The organism is Arthrobacter sp. B0427-1-12, assembly GCF_059092905.1.
The window spans coordinates 1-23,386 of the sequence record NZ_JBNHIC010000049.1 but is presented as its reverse complement, the minus strand read 5'-3'; the positions used below and the strand labels follow the sequence as shown (position 1 = coordinate 23,386).

Below are 23,386 nucleotides of genomic sequence, written 5' to 3'. Positions count from 1 at the left end.
GCTGCACGTCAGAGCACGGCAGCGCCTCGATGAGGGCCTGTCCGCCAATATGCTCGCCCCAGGCGCCGGTCTGCCGCAGGGCCTCGGCGGCAAGAACCGTCTGCGGGCTGATGCCCGCCGGCAGGCCGTGATCGGCGGCTTTGATCCAGGTCCGGATCCGTTGAATGCAGGTCGGGCAACCAGTCCCGGTGTCGGGGTTGTGCCGGTCCTGCCACACCCGGCGCGCCTGGGCGCGGGATGTAACCGGTACCGGGGGCAGGATACCGCCGCACTTTGGGCATCTGAGCCCGGTCACTTCGGCTGAGACGAACTGGGCCACGTACCGGGCGGTCCGTACCGGGCCGTGCCGGTCGACCGGAGTACCCTTGAAACTGTGGGGGAAGACCAGTTCCCCCGCAGGGTCCAGATGATTTTCCCAATAGGCGAGGGCCGCGGCGGTTTCCGGGACCCGGTCGCCCAGAATCCGCAGACGGATCACGCCGACATCGATGCGTTCCACCAAGGCTCCCTGCGAAAAACTATGTTCCCCACGCTACGCCTGACCCGGCCACCCGTGCAGACTTTTCTGTCACCCCGACCCGGGCACGCAGGCTCAAGCGGCACGCGGAGGCGGGCCTCCCGTAATCCTCCGGCGGTAATCCTCCGGCAGGGGCTATTCCTCCAGAAGCTTCAGGCCCAGCCGCTGGCAGACTTGGGAGCTGCCGGGGAAGACCCCGACCTCGTCCTCGTAGAGGCAGGCGCTCAGTTCCGGCACGGTGAACGTGATGGTCGTATCCTCCGGGTCGAAACCGCTGTCCGGATCCAGGGCCTCCGGATTGATACCGTGCCGTGTCAGTGTGCCGTTCCGCCACTGGTCCGCGCAGTGCTCGATCGCTTCGGCCGGCGGACTGTTGCGCGGGTGCGCCAGGCTGAGGGCGTCATCGGCCTCAAGCTCAGGAGCGGGAAAGCAGCGGATGGTGCTCTGGTCGGCGACCGCCTGGCCGGCGATGTACACGCCTCCGGCCGTGGCCCCGGCAGCAATAAGACCGACGGCGGCGATGGCCGTCGTGCGTTTGATGCTTGGCATCGTTCCCCCTCATGAAGCAAAGCCTGGCTTGGGTGCCGGATGGAACCGGCACACGCCTACCAGTCTGCACAGTACCGCGCCCGTAGCCCGGGTGCCGGGTACGTGTCCTGCTAACGTTTCGATCACACGGCCGTCCCGTGCTACGTCTCTGCGGAAACTGTTGGATCAACGCAGACGCTGCCATCGGCGTTTACGGTGCGAGAGCACAGGCTTTCCGGTCAGGAGTGCAACAGCTTTGCCGGACCGGTCAGCGCCAGGGAATGGCTGGAAGCAGGAGACCCGGCCGACCACATCGCGGGGCCGGCCGCGGTACCGGCGGTTGTCGCTGGGTGCCGCAGTTCAAACACACCGGCCCTGAGTGTTCCGGTCGCGTTCACGAACAGATTGCGCCTGAAGTCGCGGGCGGGGGTGTACACACCGATCGCCACGAGGAAGCAGGCGACGAGCGCCACACAGGTCACGATCCCCAGGTAGGGGATCCAAAAGCCGGCCACGAGTCCGGCGGCCGCCGCGAACGTAATCGGCGGAAGGATCCGCCACCATCGCCGAGGGAACTGCACATCTCGAAGCCCTGCGCGACGAAAGCCACGGGCTTCCGGCTGATCACTCCCTCGCTGAGCTCGATCGCCGCGGGCACGACGACCGGCCAGGCCGAGTCCGCGGGACGCTCATTTCCATGCCGTACGGCAGGGTATGGCACGGCGAAGATCAGCCAAGTACCTGCCGACCGGCTGGGTGTCGCGAAGTGCGCAGGTGCGACCGGGACGAGTGGACTGGAAACTGTTTGGCGATATGAGGCTTAGCTTCGGCGCTGTTCGGGTCCCGGGCCGTTGACTGCCTGCAGCTCCGCCAGCGGTGAGCGTGCCCCGTGATGCAGTCGTACATCGGAAGCCAGGCCTTCCACGGTGAGGTTCTCTCCTGTGATGGTCAGGGAAATCCGGGAGTTTCCGAGCAGCAGGTTCTCGGCCCGGAACGAGCCGAAGTTTGCCGGAATGACGGGGTCCAGCCACAGCTCGTCCGCGGGGAGATAGGGATCCAGTCGCAGGAGCATGCGCATGAGCTGGACCGGGGAGGCTGCGGCCCAGGCCTGGGGCGTGCAGGAGGTGGGGTAGGGCACCGGCACGTTATGCTCGTTCCTGCCGAAGCCGCAGAACAGTTCGGGCAGCCGTCCTCCGAAGTGGATGGCTGCGTCGAAGAGGCCGCCGGCCACCCTCCGGGCCTCCTCGACGAAGCCGTAGCGCATCAGCCCGGTGGCTGCCAGGGTGCTGTCGTGGGGCCAGACGGAGCCGTTGTGGTAGCTGACCGGGTTGTAGGCGCCCATGTCCGATGCCAGGGTCCGGATTCCCCAGCCCGTGAACATTTCCGGGGACATCAGCCGGGCCGCGACCGGAGCAGCCTTGTCATCATCGACAATTCCGGTCCAGAGGCAGTGCCCCATGTTCGAGGCACAGGCATCTACCGGGCGCTTACGGCCGTCCAGGGCCAGGGCGTAGTATCCCTTGTCCGGCAGCCAGAAGCGCTGGTTGAATTCCTCCTTCAGCTTTGCGGCGCGATGGCCCCATTCAGCAGCCTGGTCCTGATCACCGGCCGCGGCGGCCAGCAGGCCGCGGCCAAGATAGGCGCTGTAGACGTAGCCCTGCACCTCGCACAGAGCGATCGGCGGCTCGGCCAGCCGGCCGTCGGCGAAATTGATGCCGTCCCGGTCCCCGTAGTTCCGGATCCACCCCAGGGCCCGATCCGCGTGCGGAAGCAGTGACTGCAGGACATCCTCCTCCATTCCCCAGCGGTTCAGCTCGGCCAGCAGGGTGACGAACAGGGGAGTCGCGTCCACCGTTCCGTAGTACGCCGTGCCGTCGCCAAGGACCGCCCCGGCACTCACACCCAGGCGCACCTCGTGGAGGATCCGTCCGGGTTCCTCCTCGGTGTCCGGATTAACCCGGGTGCCCTGCAGTTCGGCAAGCGTCTGCAGCGTGCCGCGGGCCAGCGAAGGATCCACCGGCAGCGCCATGTAGGCGGACAGCAGTGAGTCCCGGCCGAAAAGGGCCATGAACCAGGGGGCGCCGGCGGCGACCACCGCGCGGCCCGGATGGTCGGGGTCGAAGATCCGCAGCGACCCGAGGTCCTCATGGCTGCGCCGCAGCACCAGCTCGATGTCCTCATTTGCCACGTCCAGCTGCGGCGCGGATTTTCCCCAGGCCCGGTAGCGGCGTGCCGCCTCCAACTCTGCTACGGAGTTCGTGGCGACAAACGGGTCGGCGGGCCGGTCCCGTTCCACCAGCGGAGTGACGATGATGCTCGTGAACCATTTCCCGCGTGCCGGAATGAGTGCCTCGAAGTGGAGCAGGTCCTCGTTTACCTCGGCGCCCCGGCCGTGTACGAGGATGCCCCGGCGGCGGCCGTCGCGGACGGCTTCAAGCAGCAGTTCATCGCCCTGGACCTGCCGTATCAGCTGCGCCGCGGGAACCGACCGACCGCTTTTTACCTCGAAGAGGTCCGCAAAATCCGCGTCCACCCGCAGCTCCAGGACGCACTCGGCCGGCTGGGCCGAATAATTGTGGACCGTCAGGTCCTCGCGCAGGCCGGCCCCGACCAGCCGGTCACGCTCAACCACCAGCGGAGAGTCGGCGCGCCCGTCCGCGCGCCGGGCCCGTCCGATGAAGAGCGCATGGTACGGCTCCAGAACACGGGGAAACAGGGGCTCGAGCGGAAGACCGTTGACGGTCAGAGCCCAGCCGGACAGGATCCGCGTGTCCTGGTAAAAGACGCCCTGCGTCAGGCAGGGAAACATGTCACCGCCGGCCGAGGAAATGCAGAAGGAGGATCCTTCCACCACCGTCACCGCGCCGGCGCCCAGCGGCCCCGCCGCAGCATCGGTGTTCCAACCACTGACGACCGGCGGCTGCTGCGGCGGTGTGCTCCGGGTATCGGAAGATTCAGGGGTGCGCGGGCGCTTTCTCACGGGTGGCTCTCTTTGAACTGCACGCAGCGGCGATCCGTTTTTCGGAACCGGCTGCGGGACCGCTGCGGCTGACTGCCTAACCTGCGGTGCTTGTTCACTTATTTCATGTTCTGCAGGCTCATGCCGTCAAGGAAATCCCCGGAAAAAACCCGCACTATCGGTCCGGCCCCGGCCGTACCGTTCGGGACTACTGCGAAACCACATCCCAGGTGTCGGATCTGTCCGGACAGCGGCAGTTTTCCCATGCAGCATCAACGGGCCTGCGGCGACACCGGACCGCTAACAGTATGACTGCAGAGATAGATCCTGGCCGAGGATTTCAATGCCTGTTCCTTCATTAATGTGCTGCTGGAATGGGTGCCCGGGATCCGCTGGGGCAGGCCAGCATCGGGTACCTGGCCAAGATCCACGACCAGGTCGGTCTGCTGGCCGGGGAGGCGAGCCTGACGGACGTGGATGATTTCACCCGGTCCTGGCACATCCTCATGAAGGGGACGATCATTTCCGCCACGGAGGGCGACGCCGGTGCCACGCGCCGGGCCCAGCGGATGACCCGCGCAGGTGTATGGTCATCCCGCCCTAACCGGCATTTGAATCAGGCTGGATTCAAAAAGTCTCCTTGTCCCCTGACGCCGGTCCGGCCGAAGCATTCAGCCAATGCCACAGCTGCGCGTCGGTCGACAGTTGGATGAGCTGGACCCACGGCCAGTTACCGGTGTGGTTGGGGGCCCGACGGAGGCCATCCACCCAGTCCTTAGCGTATTCACGCAGACCCGCGATCAGTTGTTCGCGCATTTCGTAGAAGGTGCCTTCGGCGGCTACATTGAGCACGGGTATGAACGCGGTTTCAATGTTCCCCTCGCGTATCCACTGCACGTTGGCCGGCAGATGCTCGGCCAGGAAACGCCTCAGCCGGCCGGCATCCACCACAGCGCAGAAAGTATCGCCCTGGCGCAGCCGGACGGCACCGCCGCGGGCCACCGTCTCGAAGACCGCCGCCGGGATCTCACGGCCGGGTTCCATGAGTTCAGTTAACACCCGGCGCCGCAGCGGTGCACTCATACTTATGGATGGCAGTATGAGTGCGCTGCCGTTTGTTGCTCGTTCCTGCCGGATTCGATGTCCGAACCCACTGCGCACTCGGACTGAAGACCCTCAGCAGCCCGCCGCGGCCTCTGCCGTCTACCCCGTCGCCATCAGCCTCCGGCCCTCCTCGTTGGTTAGATAAGGTAACCCGCCAATTCTGCATAGCATTAACCGTGGCATAAGTAATCCGTATCAGCAGGTCGGCTCTGTCTCCCCGCGGCTCCAGATTCTCCGATGGCACCTGATCGAGTTTTACGTATGCGCTGTTATCGGTGTTCCGGCTGATGGGGCGGGCCGCGGCGGGATTCAGGGGTGGAGGATCAGCGGCATCAGTGAGGCTGCGGTGCCGGTGAGGGTCATCAGCGTACCGGCTGTGGCCGGGATGCGTGGGCGGTGCGGCGGGCTCAGCAAAACGTTGGCGGGTTTGCCGGGGCGGTAGTAGATGGTCAGTTCGGTTCCCGGGGCCATCATGATCCTCGGGTTTTCGGGCAGGACCGCTTCGCGGGTTCCGTCCCGCGGGCTGTGCCAGCGCAGGCCTGTCCGGTTCTCGGCCGCGTACACCACCGCCCGGGCCTGGAGCCAGAATCCGTTGATGCAGTGGGCGGCGAGGGCGGCGCAGAGAAAGGCCAGTCCCAGGATGAGGAGCCCGGAGCCGAGCACTTCCAGGATGATGTCGGCCCGGGCAGCGGAGGAGCTCATGGGCGGAGCGAACGCAGGTACATGCAGGAAAGATAGCGCAGGGAAGGGGAAGATCTGAAATGCGGCTCGTACACCCCTGCGTGGCCCGGATGCTACGTGCAGGCGGCATGCAGGTTGCTTCGAGGGCGTGCAGATATAATTTCACGAACTATGGATGACCCTCCCTCACACATGCCCTTGCCCCTCTATGTCCTGACCGGTATTCCGGCCATCACGGGAGAGGGGCGCCCGAATGTATGAATGGATCATGATCGGTATCGGCTTGGTCCTCACCGTCGGTACCGGTCTGTTCGTGGCCTCGGAATTCGCCCTGGTCAACTTGGACCGCGCCGATCTTGAAGCCCGCCGGTCCCGTGGCGAGAAGCGGCTCGGGCCGACGATCAGGGCACTGAAGATCACCTCGACGCATCTTTCCGGAGCCCAGCTCGGTATTAGTCTATAACCCCGGCGCATCACCGGGAGCAGCTCCCCTGATCTCATGGAGGCCGGACGCCCCTGTGATCACCGCTCCTGGGATCACGCGCCGCACCTTCACCGTTGCCGCCGGAACCGCTGCCGCTGCGGCCGCGACCGCCTACGCCATCGCCTCCACTGGAGCACGCACCGCAGCCCGGTCCGCCGCGGCCTCCTTCGGGGTGGTGCGGATCATCCGCGCCGGACGCTCCCCGCGGTTCACCTCTGCCGGGTCCCCCGTGTTCAGCAGAACCCCCGGGGCAGCGGACTTCAGCCGAATGGCCAACGTCGCAGGCACCGGATCCCTAGCCGGCTCTTCAGCCGGCCACGGAAGCGGCCACGGTGCCCCGTCCGGGGGCCCTGTGAACGAGACCTGGGCCGATGTGATCCTCATCGAAGCGGAAGTTACCAACACCGGCAGGGCGCCCAGGCTGTTCTCACCCGGCCAGCTGCGGCTGAAGGTCGGCGCGAACGGACCCACGGTCACCCCGCGTGACGCCAGCCGCGGCGCGGGCCTGATCCCGCCGGGCACCAGTGAACCGGTCTGGATCAGCTATCTCGCACCGGCCGAGGCCACCGAATTCTCGATCGAGGCCACCGACCCGCAGCAGGACACCCGCCTGACACTGGCCATTCCGCCCCTGCGCCAGGGGCAGGCAGCCGCCGCCGGGCTGCAGGGCCACTGAACAGGTCCCCGACCCTGCCGGGGCGGGCGGCCGCGTGGGCAGTACCTGCCGGGCCGGTCAGCGGGTGTGATGCAGGTCGTATTCGTCCTGGTACAGCAGCTTGGGCCGGCCGCCCACGCCCTCGATGATCCACACGATTCCGTACCCGGGGACGGTGTGGTCGACCTGCCCGAAGTAGTGGGTGACGCCGTTGTGCCGGGCCTCGATGCGGTCACCGGGTTGCAGGTCGGACAGGTCACCAATGCGCGGGTTGCTGAGGCTGAGATTTCCCATGCCGGAAAGTATCGAAACCACAGCTTTGGAATTCCTTGCGGGCCTTCATCGTCAGGCCCAAACCAGGTCATGGCTGAACAACTAAGCTGCCGGTACCTGACGGTCCTTCGCTAAAGGGATATCCGGTGTCATATGCGCTGTTATCGGCAAGCGGAAGAATCTGGAGCCACGCTGAATCGCCCACGCCGGTGGAAACCGTAGTGCCCCTCCGCGCTGGTCGCCGTGCTTGACGGTTTCTCCGATGGCAGGAATGGATCCAAACTACCTTGACAAGCGAACGAGTGATGAAAGCCGGTGCAGGTGAATGGGCGGGCGTGTCGGCCGTTGCCGCTGCGCCCGCCCACCTATTGGTTTGCCTGCCAATTATCAGCGGCGGCCGTTGATCATTTGGGGGACGCCGAGGGGGTTGTTGTCCCGGAGTTCCTCGGGCAGGAGGTGCTGCGGGAAGCCCTGATAGGCAACGGGGCGCAGGAACCGCTCGATCGCGGCCGTGCCGACCGACGTGGTGCCCGGGGCGGTGGTGGCGGGGTAGGGGCCGCCGTGCTGCTGGGCGTAAGTGACGGAGACGCCGGTGGACCACTGGTTCCACAGCACGCGCCCGGCTTTGCCGGCCAGGACCTCCACGAGCTCGGCCACCGGACAGTCGTCCTCAGCCTGGATGGTGGCGGCCAGTTGACCCTCGAAAGTCTTGGCTAGAGGCACGAGCTGGGACTCGTCGTCGTACTCAACTACGACGGCGGTGGGGCCGAAGCATTCTGCCTCTAGTTCCTGCGGGGCGGTGAGGACGTGCTCGGCGCGGGTCAGCAGGAGCGTGGGCGACGGCGGAGCGGCCAGAGGGTCCGAGCCCTGGGCGAGGACGGTGATGTGTTCGTGCGACAGGAGCTGCTGGAGGGAATCGATGTATCCGGACTGGATTCGCTCATTGAGCAGCTTCGCGCCCTCGGGAAGGGCAGCCGAACGCAGGTACTCGACCATCCCGGAGCCAGCGGGGACGAAGATCGTTCCGGGCTTGGTGCAGAATTGGCCGGCACCGAGGGTGAACGAGGCGATGAACTCCTCGGTGATCGTCTTGCCCCGGGCCTTCGCAGCGCTTGGGCTGACGAACACGGGGTTGTTGCTGCCGAGCTCTCCGTAGAACGGGATAGGTTCGGGGCGGGAGACCGCGAGATCCATGAGCGCCCGTCCACCCGGGATGGAGCCGGTGAAGCTGCCGGCCTTGATCCTGGGGTCTCGGAGCGCCGTGCTCCCGGCCTCGGTGCCGTGGATCAGGGCGAACACGCCTTGCGGGGCGCCGGCGGCCTGCAGGGCCGACGCCACGATCTCGCCGGTTCGGGCGGAGAGCTTCGGATGGCCGGAGTGCACCTTGAGGATCACGGGGTTGCCCGCAGCCAGAGCGGAGGCGGTGTCGCCTCCTGCCACGGAAAAGGCGAAGGGAAAGTTGCTCGCGGCGAACACGACGACCGGGCCGATGGGGCGGTAGCTGCGGCGCAGATCCGGGCGGGGAGCACCCATGGGCCATTCGTGGTCGGCGTGGTCGATCCGCGCATCCAGGTAGGTGCCGTCGCGGAGGACCTGCCCGAAGAGGCGCAGCTGGAAGGTGGTGCGCTTGAGTTCGCCGGACAGCCTTCCCTGGGCCAGGTGCGTCTCCTCGGCGGCAAGGGGGATCAGCTCATCAGCCGCATCGTCCAGAGCGGCGGCCACTGAGTCGAGCACGTCCGCCCTGTCGGCAGGGCGCAGGGCGCCCCAGGGGCCGGCAGCTGCGTGCGCTGTGGCGAGGATGTCCTCCAGCTCCCTGGGAGTCATAGCGGTGGAGGCGGTGGTGATGGTCATGGGTTGGCTCCTTGAGCGTTGAAGGGCGGGGATTCCGAAGCTCTGCGGTTGGCCGCTCTGTACATCGGGTCCTGTCAGTCGGCGGTGGTCTCGCAGCAGGAATCCGGTGCTGCTTGGGCTGCCGCAGTGGCGTTCCAAGCAGTACCGGTGGGTGCGTCAGGCTCAGGCCGCGTTGCTTTCGCGGAAGCCGCCGAGCCGTCCGCCGTGGAAGACGAGGGGCTCACCATCGGCGGCGGTCATCTCCAGGACCTTGGCAACGATCAGCACGTGGTCCCCGCCGTCGAGCTCCTGGTGGATCGAGCAGTCGATCCAGCCGAGGGAGCCGGCGATGTGCGGGTTGCCGTAGGTGGACTGATCCCACTCGATCGAGGCGAACTTGTCGTCGGCCTTGCTGGAGAGCGCCTTGCAAATGTGCTGCTGGCCGTCGGCGAGCAGGTTGACGCTGAACACGCCGGAGCGGCTGATCTTCGGCCAGCTCGTGGACGTGCGGGCGACACTGAACGTCACCAGCGCCGGTTCCAGGGACAGGGCCTGGAAGGTGCCCACGATCAGGCCGCAGGGCTTGCCGGTCTCCGGGTCGGTTGCGCAGAGCGCTGCGACGCCGGTGGGGAAATGACGCATGACGGAGCGGTAGTGGTCGGGCTGGACTGTCGGGGTGAGGGTCGCGAGGCTCATGACTCTTCCTTAGGTTGCCGGGGTGAGTTGGGCGGTAGCGGTGGTGGTGATGCTGGCATGAACGTCCCGCGCCGCGCGCAAGCCGCTTTCGATGGCGCCGTCGATGAAGCCGGCCCAGATGTTGGCGTAGTCGCCGCTGGCGAAGTACAGCACGCCGGTGTTCTGCTGCTGGGCCTTGAGGTACCTGGTCAACTGGCGCGGCTGCTGGATCAGCCAAGTCTCCTGCGAGTACTCGTCGGCCATCCAGTCGTGGCCGGTGGTCTCCAGGACCTCGAGGTCATCACGCCACACCTTCAGCGCGCTGCTGATGGCCTCGATGTCGTTGACGTCGAGGCGCTTGGCGTCGGCGCCGAACGCAACGAGCACGGCGTCGGTGTCGCTGATGAATTCCGTGCGCACGACCGAGAGCGGGTGGTGCTGGGAGGAGTAGGCGAAGAACGGCTTGATGGGGCCGCGGACCCGGATCCAGGCTTTGACTCCCTGCGAAGCGGTCTTCTCGGTGCTCGGGCGGATCTTGCCCTCCGGCAGGGCGGGGGTCACGTCGAGCTGGTGCAGGGTATTCTGCGGGAGCGTGACGACGACCCGGGAGGCCGAGATCGTGCGGCCATCGCCGTAGGTGACCTCGGCGGATTCTGCACCATGCTCGATCGAGCGGACCGGGGAGCCGAGCCGGATGTCGGCGCCCGAGTCCGCGGCGATGGCGTCGATCAGGCTGCGGGTGCCGCCGGCGAGGCGGAAAATCGCCGAGGCCTCGTGCATCAGGTGCCACGAGCCGGCGGTCGCCGCAGTCCAACGCAGGGCGTTGGTGTAGGCGCATTTGTTAAGCGGGGCGTTGAAGTGCCCCACCCAGGCCGCTTCGTTGGCATTGCGCTCGTCCACCGAGAGGTCCAGCTCGTCGAGCATCTCCTGCAGGTTGAACTGGTCGACCTCCTCGATCCCGCTCACCTTCAGCGGCATGTCCGGGCGCGGGATCCACTTCATCGTGTCTTCCAGCAGACGGGTCATGCCCGGGTTGATGAGCTCCATGAAGTCCTCCAGCGTGCCTCGGCGCACCTCGTCGCCGGCCAGCCAGAAGGTCTCCTCGGAGCGGGGCCCGCGGGTCACTACAAGGCCGTAGCGGGTGACCTCGGCCCAGGAGTGCGGTTGGGTCCAGTGCAGCCAAGTGCCGCCGATCTCCAGGTCGTGGCCGAGCCGGTGATCTGTCCACGTGCGGCCACCGATCCGGTCGCGGGCTTCGAGGACGACGACGTTCAGGCCCTTGCGGGTGAGTTCGCGGGCCGTGATCAGCCCGGCGAATCCGGCGCCGACGACAACGACATCGGTCGTTTCAGTCATATGAGTTTCTCCTGCCTCGTGTGTTTCTTGTTTTGCCTGGATCGCGCTACGACGCGAGGGTGACGGCGGTTGGGGTGCGGTATTCGGTGGCCGCGTGTCCGGGCAGCGTGTACTGGTTCCCGGGGCCGTAAAGCTTTTCGCGGAGGGTCAGCTGCTGCCCGTCGGAATCCTGAGGAGCCTCGGCGACGAGACCCTGGCGGCGCAGTTCGGGCAGGGCGTGTTCGATGAAGCGCTTCCAGCCGTCCGGCTTAGTGGTGTAGCTGAGGTTAATGCCGTCCACGTCCGCCTCATCACGCCAGCACTTGATTTCGGCAGCGACCGTTACCGGTGAGCCGACGATGGTGCTGCCCGTGCCGCCGATCCCAAGGAACTCGGCCACGGCGCGCGGCGTCCACACACGGTCCGGATCGGCCTTGGAGAACATGTCCACGATCGACTGCACGCCGCGCGTCTTGACGTGCTGCAGCGGCGCGTCCAGATCGGTAGTGGACAGATCGACGCCGGTCCAGCCGGCGAAGCGGGCCAGTGCGCCTTCGATGCTGACGTTTTCGAGAGCCTGCTGGTGCAGGGCCTGTGCCTCATCGTCGGTCGGCGCGGTGATGACCGTCAGCAGGACCACGACCTTGATGTCGTGCGGATCCCGACCGTTCTCGACAGCGGCCTGCCGGATCTTCTCGACGCTTCGGCGGGCCTGTTCCACCGAGACCGTGTTGATGAAGACCACCTCAGCGTGGCGTCCGGCGAAGGACATTCCGCGGGGGGAGGCGCCGGCCTGGAACAGTACGGGGGTCCGCTGCGGGGAGGGCTCGCAGAGGTGCATGCCCGGGACGGAGAAGTACTTGCCTGCGTGCCCGATGGGGTGGACGCGGGCCGGATCGACAAAAGTCGCACCCTCCTTGTCACGCACCACGGCCTCGGGCTCCCATGAGCGCTCCCACAGCTTGTAGACGACTTCCATGTATTCCTCGGCCAGCTCGTACCGCTCGTCGTGCTCGAGCTGCTGCCCCATCCCCAGGTTCTTCGCCGCGGACTCGGAGTACGAGGTGACGATGTTCCATCCCACGCGTCCGCCGGTCAGGTGGTCCAGGGTGCTGAAACGCCGGGCCAGCAGGTACGGCTGCTCATAGGACACGGAGCACGTGATGCCGAAGGAGAGCCGTTCGGTCACGGCCGCCATCCCGCTGATCAGCAGCATCGGGTCGTTGACGGGGAACTGCGCAGCATCGCGCAGCGCCGCGTCTGGGCGGCCCTCGTAGACGTCGTGGTAACCGACAGTGTCGGCGAAGAAGATGCCGTCGAAGCCGGCACCTTCGAGCATTCGGGCGACGTCCTTCCAGTAGGCCAGGTCCTTGTAGCGGTGGCCCTGGTCCGCCTCGTCGCGCCACGAGCCGGCGGTCAGATGGGCAGGGGCATTGACGTCGAAGGCGAAAAGGCTCAGGGGTTGGTTTTTCATAGCAACGAGACTTCCTTGCACCGTTGAAATGGGAGAACTGGGACGTTCAATTTATGAACGTGACGTTCAATTTAGTTGTTGCGCTGGTCACTGTCAACGGGTTTTTTGTGGATTTCAAAATCTTGACTCGCTGTGATGTTTGCCATATCTTCGAACGCAGCGTTCAAATCCTGAACATCGTGAGACCCTCCAATGCAGCATCTGAGGCTGCCGTTCGATGAAGGCCCTCGCGCCCCAGAACAGACAAGGAATCCACTGTGACTTCTACGAGCACGCAATCGCCTCCCGGCAGCCGGCCCGGGCTGTCTCCGGTCGAGTTGAAGCAGCGTCGCTTCCTCGGCAAGCTCAGCTTGGTTATCGCCGGAGGCATGTTTATCGACGGATTCATCCTCGGAGGCATCGGCGTGGTCATGCCCTCCATTGCGGATGACCTGCAACTGTCGGCCGCCTGGCAGGGACTCATTGGCGCCTCCGCCCTGATCGGCATCTTCTTCGGCGGACCGCTTGGTGGATACCTGGCTGACAAGGTCGGCCGAAAGCCGATGTTCATCTTCACCCTCGCGGTGTTCCTAATTGGCTCAATCGCCCAGTTCTTTGTCGGTGATGCGTGGTCGTTGTTCCTCGTTCGACTCGCCATGGGCATGGCCATCGGTGCCGACTACGCCATCGGCTGGCCCCTGCTCGCCGAATTCGCGCCGGCCAAGCTGCGCGGCAAGCTTCTCGCCATCCAGGAAGTCGCCTGGTACGTCGGGTACCTGATCTCGTATGCCCTCGGCTACGTGCTGGTCAATTCCATCGCCATTGACTGGCAGCTGGTCCTTGGCCTGAGCACCATTCCGACCGTTATCGTCTTCCTGATGCGCATCGGGACCCCCGAATCACCGCGCTGGCTTATGAGTAAGGGGCGTGTGCAGGAGGCCGAAGCGATAGCCGCCAAGTTCCTGACCGAGGAAGAGCAGCGTGACCTCACGGAAGAAAAGGTCCGCAAGTCCAGCTTCCGCCGCCTTTTCTCTCCGGAGCACATCAAGACGACCACGTTCGTCTGCGTTTTCTGGATTTGCAACGTCACACCATACTTCGCGATCGCCACCTTCGCCCCGGTCGTACTGACACAATTCGGTCTTGAGGATGGCCTGACCGGAGCGTTGGCGCTCAACGGCATCGTGGTCCTCGGCTCCATCACCTCAGTCGTACTCATCGAGCGCGTCGGCCGCCGCAAGTTGGCCATCCCGCCCTTCTGGATCTCAGCCGCGGCCCTGCTCCTCGTGGGCCTGTTCGCCGGCGCGTCACCCACCGTCGTGATCCTCTGCTTCCTGATCTTCTCCTTCTTCAACGCTGTGTCCACCGCACTAACCGGCGTCTACCCGGGAGAGTTGTTTCCCACCGAGATCCGCGGAGCCGGCGTAGGTTTCGCGACCGCAGCGTCGCGCATCGGCGCCGCTGTAGGAACATTCGTCCTGCCGGTCTCGATGGAAGGCCTGGGCGTCGCGACAACCATGGTGTTCGCCGCAGCGGTCTCCATCATCGGTGGCGTCGTGTCCCACTTCCTGGCTCCGGAGACCAAGGGGCTCGTCCTCAGCGCCGCTTCCGGCGGGAGCAACAGGAAGTAGTCCAAAGGCCGGTGGGGCGGCACGGTGGTGGGGGACCATCGTGCCGTCCCACCTTCCAGGCGCTCAAATTCCAACCAAAGGAGCGCTCCGGCGTCGGGCTTGGGCGACTGTTCACCGCATAAGGTGGTGTTGCTGCAACCAAAGGGCGATGCCGGCCCGAGAGGAAAACGTGATCATGCCGGGAACCGAATTAGACTCAGAGGGCGCCGAGGCGCCGGACCTCACCAACAAGTCCGTCGTCAAAGCCATGACGCTGCTGCGCGAGCTGGGCCGCCATCCCCGCGGGATCACCGTCACCGAACTGGCCCAGAACGTTGGCATGACACGCCCCACCGCCTTCCGCCTGCTGTTGAGCATGGAACAGGTCGGGTTCGTCGACAGGATCGAGAACAACTACATGCTCGGCTGGGAGATGGCCCGCCTCGGGCGGCTGGCCGATCCCACGGCAGGAGTGGCCGCGAAGGTTCAGCCGATCCTCGACCGGCTCGCCCAGGACATCAACGAAACCGTCAGCTTCGCGCTCACCAAAGGCCAGACGGAATACGACCTCATCGCGGAGGCCTCGGCCTCGAGACTCCTGCAGGTTTCAAACCTCTACATCCACCGCCAGTACCCACTGCACGCCAGCGCGACGGGAAAGATAGTCCTGGCTGAACTCGATGACGCGAAGGTCTCCCAGCTCCTGCCCGCGACCCTGGCGTCCTTCACGCCGCAGACCATCACCAACAGCAAAGCACTGCTGCGCCAGCTCCACGAGATCCGCGAGAACGGTTACGCCGTGATCGACAACGAGCTCGAAGAAGGCCTGTTCGCTGTCGCCGTCGGAGTCCGTGACACTGACGGACTCCTGCTCGGCGTGCTCAACGCAACCGGTCCGGAGCAGCGCATGAAGTCCGGACGCCTCGCTGGCACCGTCGAACAACTCCGCACCACCGCCGAGGAAATCGCCAAGGTCCTCGGATAGCCATCCCTGCTACTTCCCACTCACCTGGCGGAAGCCCGAACTGGGCACACGGGAGGTGGGGAGTTCCCGTTTTGCGAAACCCCAGGAGGTACACGCCATGGTCCGATCCGTCATGGTCGAGAAGACCGGAGATCCTGTCCCTCGGGGAACGCCCCCGCCTTGAACCGGGCCCCCACCAGCTGCTGCTTGAGACGGGCGCGGTGGGAGTGAATTTCATGGAGACCTACCAGCGCGAGGGCGTCTATCCCGTCGAGTACCCCTTCACCCCCGGCACCGAGGGCATGGGCGTGGTCGCCGGCGTCGGCTCCGCGGTCAAAAACTTCGCGCCGGGCGACCGGATCACCACGACCCAGGCCTCCCGCACCTATGCCGACGCAGACAAGGCCCTGCGCGTGCCGGACGGGATCTCCGATGAGGTCGCTGCAGCGATCCCCGGACAGGGACTGACAGCCCACTACCTCGTCCGTTCGACGTACCCGGTGCAGGAGGGCGACGTCGCCGTGATCACTGCCGCCGCCGGCGGGGTCGGCGGGCTTGCGGTGCAGCTGCTCAAGAGGCAGGCGCTACCGTCGTGGCCCTTATCGGCTCCGAGGAGAAGGCAGAGACCGCGCGTTCGCTCGGCGCCGACGTCGCCCTGGTCGGCTACGAAGGTTTCGCCGGGCAGGTCCGGGAACTCACAGACGGCCGCGGCGCCGACGTCGTCTATGACTCCGTCGGCAAGGACACCTTCAACGAGTCCCTGAAAGCGCTGCGTAAGCGCGGCACACTCGTGCTCTTCGGCGGCTCATCCGGACAGGTCCCACCCTTCGACCTGCAGCAGCTCAACCACCACGGCTCCCTGTACGTCACGCGGCCGACCATCGACGATTACCTGCTTGACGAAGAGGAGCGCAACTGGCGCGCCGGCGAGCTCTTCAACGCCGTCCTCGACAATTCCCTGACGATCCGCCTGGCCGGAACCTTCCCGCTTGCTGAGGCAGGGAAGGCACATGCGTTGCTGGAGTCCCGCTCCGTCCAGGGCAAGCTGCTGCTGATCCCCTGAAACACGGCCACCCTCCAACCGCCTGTGCCCGGAGCTTTTGCTGTAGTCAGGTCGAGCACCCCTGCAGTAGCGGCGACGTCATATGCGCTGTTATCGGCGTTTTTTCCTAGAACTGTATGGGCTAGCTGACGTGTCTGGCTTAGTTCTGCGCGTCCGCCGGGAACTTGCTGGAAGAGAGCAAAGACTGAAGTCCTGGAGCTCTCCCCGGTCACCACCGACCCGGACGCGGCGGCAACCTGGTTTGAGGACTGGCCGGCCATTGGCATCGAATCACGTGTCATCAATGGCGATAGGCAGCCCTGCGAAGGCGGGCAACGGCAATGGCTCAAGATCAAGCATGGGGGAACGCGGGAAGTAGTGTGTCGGCGGTTATAGGACCCATCACCCGCCCGGAAGCGATCGTGGCCAGGCTGCCCATTGGGGGGCGGGCTGCGGGTCGTCGGCCGTTCCGATCCACTCAAACCCGCGGCCGCGAAACTGCTCGCCTGACAGCTGAAGCTACCCGCCGGACCTCATCTCTGGCCACACCATGTCAAGCCAACCCTCGCCGGCTTCCATCCCGGCCAGGAAGAAACAGAAGCCGCCCTCGTCGATCCCATCGTCGTCGAAGTATCAACCGACACTGCCTGGCTGCTCCCGCCGTTCGCCAACTGGGCAGGACGTCACCGCCCAAGGACTGGCAGGCGTCCGGCTGCAGATCGGGTCCCCGTCCACAATCCTCTGGACCGGCTGCTCCGGGGCCGGCCGCATCTGCAGCCGGCCCCGGACGCCTCGGTCAGCGCAGGTCGAAGCGGTCGAGCTCCATGACCTTCACCCAGGCCGCCACGAAGTCGTTGACGAACTTCTCTCTGGCGTCATCGCTCGCGTAGACCTCGGCCAGCGCCCGCAGCTGGGAATTGGAGCCGAAGACCAGGTCGACCGGTGTGGCGGTCCACCTCAGCTCGCCGGTGGCGACGTCGCTGATCTCGTAGACGTTCTCCTCCGCCTCCGATGCCTTCCACCGGGTGCCCGGGGAGAGCAGGTTGACGAAGAAGTCGTTCGTCAGGACCTGGGGCCTGTCGGTGAGGACGCCGTGGGCGGAACAGCCGACGTTGACGCCTAGGGTGCGCATGCCACCGATGAGCGCTGTCATCTCCGGCGCGGAGAGGTCCAGCAGGTACGCCTTGTCGAGCAGGAGGGTCTCCGGCTGGAGCTTCTCGCCGGGGCGCACGTAGCTGCGGAACCCATCCGCCCGCGGCTGCAGGTACTGGAACGACTCGACGTCGGTCTGGTCCTGGGAGGCGTCGGTTCGGCCGGGCCGGAACGGCACGGTGACGGTGAAGCCGGCGTCCCTGGCGGCCTTCTCCACCGCCGCGCAGCCGCCGAGAACGATCAGGTCTGCCAGCGAGACCTTCTTGCCCCCGGTCTGGGCGGAGTTGAACTGCTGCTGCACCGTCTCGATCGCCTGCAGCGCAGTCGCCAGCTGCTCGGGCTCGTTGACCTCCCACCCGCGCTGGGGCTCCAGGCGGATTCGTGCCCCGTTGGCGCCGCCGCGCCTGTCAGTCTTGCGGAAGGTGGACGCCGCGGCCCATGCCGTGCTGGCCAGCTGCGAGACGGACAGGCCTGAGTTCAGCAGCTGGGCCTTGAGCGAGGCGATGTCCTGCTCGTCGATCAGCTCGTGTTCGACTGCCGGGATGGGGTCTTGCCAGAGCTGCGGCTCGGGGACCCACGGACCGAGCAGGTGGGGGCCGACGGGGCCCATGTCGCGGTGCAGCAGCTTGTACCAGGCTTTGGCGAACGCTAGCGCGAACTCGTCTGGGTTCTCCAGGAAGCGCCGCGAGATCTTCTCATAGACAGGGTCGAAGCGCAGCGAGAGATCCGTGGTGAGCATCGCCGGCCGGTGCTTCTTCTGCGGGTCATGGGCGTCCGGGATGATCTTCGGGGCGTCCTTGGCCACCCACTGGTTGGCGCCAGCGGGGCTCTTGACCAGCTCCCACTCGTGCTCGAACAGGATCTCGAAGAAGCGGTTGCTCCACTCGGTCGGCCTGTCCGTCCAGGTGACCTCGAGGCCGGAGGTGATTGTGTCCGGCCCCTTGCCGGTCCCGTAGGTGCTGAGCCAGCCCAGGCCCTGTGCCTCGAGGTTGGCGGCCTCCGGCTCGGGGCCGACGTGCGCGTCTGCGCCACCGGCGCCATGGGCCTTGCCAAAGGTGTGGCCGCCGGCGATCAGCGCGACGGTCTCCTCGTCGTTCATCGCCATGCGCTTGAAGGTCTCGCGAATGAACGCTGCGGCCGCAAGCGGGTCCGGATTACCCATCGGCCCCTCGGGGTTGACGTAGATCAGGCCCATCTCGGTGGAGCCGACCTCCTGCGCCATCTGGCCTTCGCCGATGTAGCGTTCGTCGCCGAGCCAGGTGTCCTCGGGCCCCCAGAAGATCTCCTCGGGCTCCCACACGTCCTCGCGGCCGAAGGCGAAGCCGAAGGTCCTGAAGCCCATCGACTCGAGGGCGACGTTGCCCGCGAAGACGAGCAGGTCGGCCCAGGAGAGCTTTTGGCCGTACTTCTGCTTCACCGGCCACAGCAGCCGCCGGGCTTTGTCGAGGTTGGCGTTGTCCGGCCAGCTGTTGAGCGGCGCGAACCGCTGGCCGCCGTCCCCCGCACCGCCGCGGCCATCGTGGACGCGGTAGGTGCCGGCAGCGTGCCAGCTCATCCGGATCATCAGACCACCGTAGTGGCCAAAGTCCGAGGGCCACCAGTCCTGGGAAGTGGTCAGAACATCGATAATGTCCTGCTTGAGCGCCTCCACGTCGAGCGTCCGGAACTGCTCGCGATAGCTGAACGCGGGGCCGAGCGGGTTGCCCGCCGGGTGGTGGGCGTGGAGCACGGAGAGGTCGAGCTGGTTCGGCCACCAGTCCGCGACGGTCCGCGGCCGGTGCGCCTTGGGCTGCGGCGAGTCGATCGCCGGGTTCTCGCTCTCGCTGCCGTGCGAGGTCACGCTGTCATGGGCGACCGGGCACCCGCCCTCAACCTTGCGGTCCAGGCCCTGGGCGCTTCCCGGGGTGGGGATCGGGGGGTGGTTCTGGCGATCGGTCATGCGCTTCCTTCCATATGGCCGAGGCCGCGGTCGGACTCGGGCAGCCGGTCTAACCCTCCCATTTGACCATGAGCGGACGGCGCGAGGAGAGCCCCCCGGCGCGATTGCGAGGTGAAGGGGACATATACCAAAACAAAAATCAGGTCGGTGACTTACTCGGCAAAGCCTTGTATTGTCGAGGGAACTTGGTCGCCCCGCCCGGAGTGGCCCTACCAAGGAGGCAAGATGGCTGTCGACGACGACGAAGCACGGATCTTAGCCCAGTGGAGTCAGCGGCTAGCGCAGGCTCTGCAGATCCTGGATTTGGAAGTGGACCAGGAGTTGCTCCTTGATTTGGCCAGAAGATCTGCGGGCTCAGTGATCCACGCTGCGGCACCGGTCACCACGTTCATGGTGGGTTACGCCGCTGGTTTGGAAACCGGCACAGGAAGCGGTGATTCCAAGGCTTCGTCCGCTGCGGCGATTTCAAAGGCTGCTGGTGTCGCCTTCCAGTTGTGCGAGGACGAAGCCGACGCTGGTCCCGCCAGTAACGGCTGGGCAAACACCCCGCAGTAACGTTACCCGGGCGCCGTGGGGGCCGCTTCAGACCGGGAAACGGACCCCCTGCGCGGGCGCGAGGGGACCTCACCGATGCCCGGGAGGATTCCGGACGGCACGGATGAAAGCGGCGGAGGCAGGTATGGCGGAATGGGACGGCACGACGGCGGGAACCGCTGCCCCCACGGCCCTCACCTGCTGAAACGGAACACTCGGTTCTGTCCCGTCCTGCGATCTTGCTGCCGGTTCATCTCTGGGGCCTAGTACGAAAGGAAAGTAAGGTGCGTCAGGCTGCGTCTCGGGGTATGAGGGTGACGTCGTAGCCGAGTTCGTGGAGGCACTGCACGGCTTGGTTGCGGGATCGGTCAGGGTTCTTGCGGGTGAAGTAGTCGGCTCCCGGGTCGGTGTAGCATTCGCCCTCAGCGAGCATGTGCCAGACGGCGACGAGGATGGAATGTTCGAGGACGACGGTGGCCGGAGGGGCGGGGGCACGGCAGGCCTACACCTTGGGGCACCATGATGACGGGTGAGTGAGGGCGGTAGATTTGCGCGCCTTCCGTGTGAGGGGACTTAGGCGGGCTTAGGGTGAGGCGGCCCGGGGCCCAGACAAGCATCGAGCAGGCCGGCCGGGGTGTGGCCGAAGTTGCGGGGCGAAGAGTTTGGGCTTGTCGCATCCGGCCATCAATCCTGTCACCCGCTGGCGGCAGTTCAGTTTCCGAACGCCGGCAGAGATTTTCGATGCTAAGAGGATCGACCGGTGCGCTATCGGCTGACGATTTCGCAGGGCCCATCGCTGGCCGTGGTCGCCCAAAGGCCGGGATTCAAGAACGGACGGTATTTGTACCGGTCTTTAAGGTCCATCACACGCCCGTCTCCCGACGAGTACCGCACGGTGCAGGTAGCGTCTGAGGCCAGTTTGCCTCGCCGGAGGCCATGGTTGGATCGACTCGGACAGGGGGACGCTGTGGCCGTTCGACTTTGAGGAGGTCACGATGTCAAAAAGCTGTCGAAGGTGCTGCCGTTGTCGTCGATGTCGTAGTCGAGGTTAAGCATTGAAAGACCATGCTCCTTGGATCCGGTGCCCGGAACCGTCGGTGGATGCCGTCCACAGCTAGACCAAATCATTTGCCACCGAAACTGCTCTGGTACCTGTGAGCAGACAAGCGTAGCGTCGATTGCAGCGGTGAAGACGGCGCCCGGAACCGGAGCGGGGATCCGCATAACGCCGCATTGCGCGGATCCGTTGAAGGAGCCGGAGATGGCTGGATGGAATGCCGATACGGCTGCCGGGCCGCTGGGCGCCGGGACTGTGACCCTGGTGGAGGGGTCGTCCTTCTGCATTTCCTTGCCGAACGGGGACATCTGTCCGGATCATCCGCACGGGGTTTTCGTGCAGGACACCCGGATCCTGTCCCGCTGGAGCCTGACCGTCAATGGTCAGCCGTTGGAGCCGTTGGCTGCGGAGATAAAGGAGCCGTATCGGGCGCTCTTTGCCGGTCGTGTGCTGAATTCGGACGGGTATGCGGACAGCCCGCTGCTCGTGGAGCGGCTGCGTGAAGTGGGTACCGGGATCTTGGAACAGGTTACGGTCCGCAACTACTCGCCGGAGCCGGTCGAATGCGAAATCCGGTTCAATGTCGAAGCGGATTTCGCCGATCTGTTCGAGGTGAAGGAGGCACGGACGCGGCGGCACTGGGACGAAATCCGCGTGCCCGGAGATGGTTCCTTGGTCGTCCGGGCCGCCTGGCAGGGTGTGCGCAAGGGCGTCATCGTGACGGCAGAGGGCGCCACTGCCACAGCCGAAGCCCTGGCCTACGATGCAGTGGTTGCGCCGCACGGGCACTGGACTGGACGCTTGAGCGTGGTGCCGGCCGTTGAAGGGACCGCGCCGATGGCGCCGTTTATGCACCCGGACGCGGACGGACTGTCCCCGCGCGACCGGCGCCGCCGGGAGTGGGTGGCCAGGATTCCGGCGCTGCACATGAGCAACCGCTCCATCGAGCGGACGCTGCGGCGCAGCTACGACGACCTGGGCGCCCTGAGGATCGAAGACCCGGAACATCCGGACCGTGTGGTGGTGGCCGCCGGTGCACCGTGGTTCATGACCCTGTTCGGCCGCGATTCGCTGTTGGCCTCGGAAATGGCGCTGCCGGTGGACCCGTCCTTAGCCTTGGGGACCCTGCAGACGCTGGCCGACCGCCAGGGGACCACAGTGGACCCGATCAGTGAGGAAGAGCCGGGCAAGATCCTGCACGAGGTCAGACTCGATGTCTCCAGCGGGCTGGCTCTGGGAGGCAAATCCGCCTACTACGGCAGCATCGACGCGACGCCGCTGTTCGTGATGGCACTGGGGTCCGTCAGCCGCTGGGGCTTTGCCAAGGAGACCATCGCCGCCCTGCTGCCTAATGCCGACCGTGCCCTGGACTGGATCCGGGATTACGGAGACAGGGACGGGGACGGGTTCGTCGAGTACCAGCGCCTCAACGATCGGGGCCTGATCAACCAGGGCTGGAAGGACTCCTGGGACGGCATCAACTTTGCCGACGGCACCCTGGCCGAGCCGCCGATCGCATTGTGCGAGGTGCAGGCCTACGTCCATGGCGCGTACATGGCGCGTGCCTGGATGGCGTACGACGCCGGTGACGTGGAGTTGGCGTCCGAGCTGCGGGACCGCGCGGCACGGCTAAAGCGGCGGTTCAACGAACAGTTCTGGCTGCCGGACAAGGGCTACTACGCTATCGCGTTGGACCGGGACAAACGGCCGGTGGACGCCTGCGCGTCCAACATGGGCCACTGCCTGTGGTTCGGCATTGTGGACGAGGACAAGGCGCCCCTGGTGGCCGAACGACTGATGTCTCCCCAGATGTTCAGCGGCTGGGGCGTGCGCACCCTGGCCTCCGACATGAGTGCCTATAATCCGGCCAGCTACCATAACGGCTCGGTCTGGCCTCACGACAACGCGCTCATTATGGCCGGACTGCTGCGCTACGGCTTCGTGGAGCAGGCGCAGCGGATCGCCACCGCCCTGCTGGAGGCCGCTGACTACTCGGACGGACGGCTGCCCGAGCTCTTCTGCGGTTTCAGCCGGGACCAATTTTCCCGGCCCGTGCCCTACCCGACGGCGTGCTCACCGCAGGCCTGGGCGGCCACCACGCCGATCTTCCTGGTAACGAGCCTGATGCGGTACGACGCGCATGTCTCCTTAGGCGGCCTGTGGCTGGACCCGGTGCTCCCGGAGTCCTTCGGCCGCCTCCATATCACCAACGCGCCCACGGGCACCGGGCGGATCACCATCGACATTTCCGGTTCCGCCGTGGCCGTCCAAAATCTGCCCGAGGGCTTGGTGCTTCACCGCGGGCACCGACCATGGATAACCGAACTGGTGGAACAGGCCAAACTGCCGCCGGAGAAATAGGGTGCCCTATGTTTTTCGAAGACTCACGACCGTCTCAAGTAACTATTCATGTCCCGAGCTGCTGACCGTTATGCCAGGCAGTAAACAGCAACCCAATGTCATATGCCCTGTTATCGGCGCGCCTTGGCCGACATGGGTCCTGTTCCTCCTTGGTCGGCTCTTCTTCGTGCGGGCTCGTCGAACGCCTTGTCGAGGTCGTCCCGGCGAATGCGGGCATCCCGGCGTGGGATCTT

General features: G+C 65.7%; 17 protein-coding genes and 2 pseudogenes. 7 read left to right on the top strand and 12 right to left on the bottom strand.

Annotated elements, in window-relative coordinates; translation table 11 throughout:
• The 6 genes from AC5RWU_RS19800 to AC5RWU_RS19775 form a co-directional block, all read right to left on the bottom strand.
• Nucleotides 1-499: hypothetical protein (locus tag AC5RWU_RS19800; protein WP_494037163.1), on the bottom strand; the 499-nt coding region annotated here is incomplete at its 3' end.
• Between the two features lie 153 nt (nucleotides 500-652).
• The gene (locus tag AC5RWU_RS19795) at nucleotides 653-1,066 is read right to left on the bottom strand and encodes a hypothetical protein (protein WP_494002657.1); all 414 of its coding nucleotides are present in this window, start codon (nucleotides 1,064-1,066) and stop codon (nucleotides 653-655) included.
• Between the two features lie 218 nt (nucleotides 1,067-1,284).
• On the bottom strand, nucleotides 1,285-1,626 hold the full coding sequence (locus tag AC5RWU_RS19790; protein ID WP_494037162.1) for a DoxX family protein: 342 nt from the start codon (nucleotides 1,624-1,626) through the stop codon (nucleotides 1,285-1,287).
• Nucleotides 1,627-1,865: 239 nt separating this feature from the next.
• On the bottom strand, nucleotides 1,866-3,905 hold the full coding sequence (locus tag AC5RWU_RS19785) for an amylo-alpha-1,6-glucosidase (RefSeq protein ID WP_494037164.1): 2,040 nt from the start codon (nucleotides 3,903-3,905) through the stop codon (nucleotides 1,866-1,868).
• A 726-nt stretch (nucleotides 3,906-4,631) separates the two neighbouring features.
• The gene (locus AC5RWU_RS19780; protein ID WP_494037161.1) at nucleotides 4,632-5,048 is read right to left on the bottom strand and encodes a hypothetical protein; all 417 of its coding nucleotides are present in this window, start codon (nucleotides 5,046-5,048) and stop codon (nucleotides 4,632-4,634) included.
• 369 nt (nucleotides 5,049-5,417) lie between these two features.
• Entirely contained in the window at nucleotides 5,418-5,810 is a 393-nt protein-coding gene (locus tag AC5RWU_RS19775) for a hypothetical protein (protein WP_494037160.1), read from the bottom strand.
• A gap of 232 nt (nucleotides 5,811-6,042) precedes the next feature.
• Between AC5RWU_RS19775 and AC5RWU_RS19770 the strand changes: the two are divergent.
• Both AC5RWU_RS19770 and AC5RWU_RS19765 read left to right on the top strand, forming a co-directional pair.
• Nucleotides 6,043-6,249, top strand: a pseudogene (locus tag AC5RWU_RS19770) (CNNM domain-containing protein); the annotation flags it as partial.
• Nucleotides 6,250-6,307: 58 nt separating this feature from the next.
• Complete coding sequence (locus AC5RWU_RS19765; RefSeq protein WP_494032927.1) at nucleotides 6,308-6,949, top strand: hypothetical protein; 642 nt, start codon at nucleotides 6,308-6,310, stop codon at nucleotides 6,947-6,949.
• 57 nt (nucleotides 6,950-7,006) lie between these two features.
• On the opposite strand, the gene AC5RWU_RS19760 is transcribed toward AC5RWU_RS19765, so the two are convergent.
• The 5 genes from AC5RWU_RS19760 to AC5RWU_RS19740 form a co-directional block, all read right to left on the bottom strand.
• The gene (locus tag AC5RWU_RS19760) at nucleotides 7,007-7,243 is read right to left on the bottom strand and encodes a hypothetical protein (protein WP_494037159.1); all 237 of its coding nucleotides are present in this window, start codon (nucleotides 7,241-7,243) and stop codon (nucleotides 7,007-7,009) included.
• Between the two features lie 345 nt (nucleotides 7,244-7,588).
• Nucleotides 7,589-9,052 (bottom strand): aldehyde dehydrogenase (NADP(+)), encoded by a 1,464-nt coding sequence (locus AC5RWU_RS19755; RefSeq protein ID WP_494032929.1) that lies wholly within the window; start codon nucleotides 9,050-9,052, stop codon nucleotides 7,589-7,591.
• Nucleotides 9,053-9,214: 162 nt separating this feature from the next.
• Nucleotides 9,215-9,727 (bottom strand): flavin reductase family protein, encoded by a 513-nt coding sequence (locus tag AC5RWU_RS19750; protein WP_494032930.1) that lies wholly within the window; start codon nucleotides 9,725-9,727, stop codon nucleotides 9,215-9,217.
• Nucleotides 9,728-9,736: 9 nt separating this feature from the next.
• Nucleotides 9,737-11,062 carry a flavin monoamine oxidase family protein gene (locus AC5RWU_RS19745; RefSeq protein WP_494032931.1) on the bottom strand — a complete coding sequence of 442 codons (1,326 nt, stop codon included), beginning with the start codon at nucleotides 11,060-11,062 and terminating at the stop codon, nucleotides 9,737-9,739.
• Nucleotides 11,063-11,108: 46 nt separating this feature from the next.
• The gene (locus AC5RWU_RS19740) at nucleotides 11,109-12,515 is read right to left on the bottom strand and encodes an LLM class flavin-dependent oxidoreductase (RefSeq protein WP_494032932.1); all 1,407 of its coding nucleotides are present in this window, start codon (nucleotides 12,513-12,515) and stop codon (nucleotides 11,109-11,111) included.
• A gap of 257 nt (nucleotides 12,516-12,772) precedes the next feature.
• Between AC5RWU_RS19740 and AC5RWU_RS19735 the strand changes: the two genes are divergently transcribed.
• The 3 genes and pseudogenes from AC5RWU_RS19735 (at nucleotide 12,773) to AC5RWU_RS19725 (ending at nucleotide 16,131) form a co-directional block, all read left to right on the top strand.
• Complete coding sequence (locus tag AC5RWU_RS19735) at nucleotides 12,773-14,125, top strand: MFS transporter (RefSeq protein ID WP_494032933.1); 1,353 nt, start codon at nucleotides 12,773-12,775, stop codon at nucleotides 14,123-14,125.
• 175 nt (nucleotides 14,126-14,300) lie between these two features.
• Entirely contained in the window at nucleotides 14,301-15,089 is a 789-nt protein-coding gene (locus AC5RWU_RS19730) for an IclR family transcriptional regulator (protein ID WP_494032934.1), read from the top strand.
• A gap of 71 nt (nucleotides 15,090-15,160) precedes the next feature.
• Nucleotides 15,161-16,131, top strand: a pseudogene (locus tag AC5RWU_RS19725) (quinone oxidoreductase family protein).
• Nucleotides 16,132-16,906: 775 nt separating this feature from the next.
• Here the strand turns inward: AC5RWU_RS19725 and katG are convergent.
• A complete protein-coding gene (katG, locus tag AC5RWU_RS19720; protein ID WP_494032935.1) occupies nucleotides 16,907-19,201 on the bottom strand; it encodes a catalase/peroxidase HPI in 2,295 nt (764 codons plus the stop codon).
• A 225-nt stretch (nucleotides 19,202-19,426) separates the two neighbouring features.
• Here katG and AC5RWU_RS19715 point away from each other — a divergent pair, with 225 nt between their 5' ends.
• On the top strand, nucleotides 19,427-19,756 hold the full coding sequence (locus AC5RWU_RS19715) for a DUF6457 domain-containing protein (protein ID WP_494032936.1): 330 nt from the start codon (nucleotides 19,427-19,429) through the stop codon (nucleotides 19,754-19,756).
• A 1,240-nt stretch (nucleotides 19,757-20,996) separates the two neighbouring features.
• Nucleotides 20,997-23,153, top strand: a complete 2,157-nt coding sequence (locus AC5RWU_RS19710) for an amylo-alpha-1,6-glucosidase (RefSeq protein WP_494032938.1) — start codon at nucleotides 20,997-20,999, stop codon at nucleotides 23,151-23,153.
• The last annotated feature ends 233 nt before the right edge of the window (nucleotides 23,154-23,386 follow it).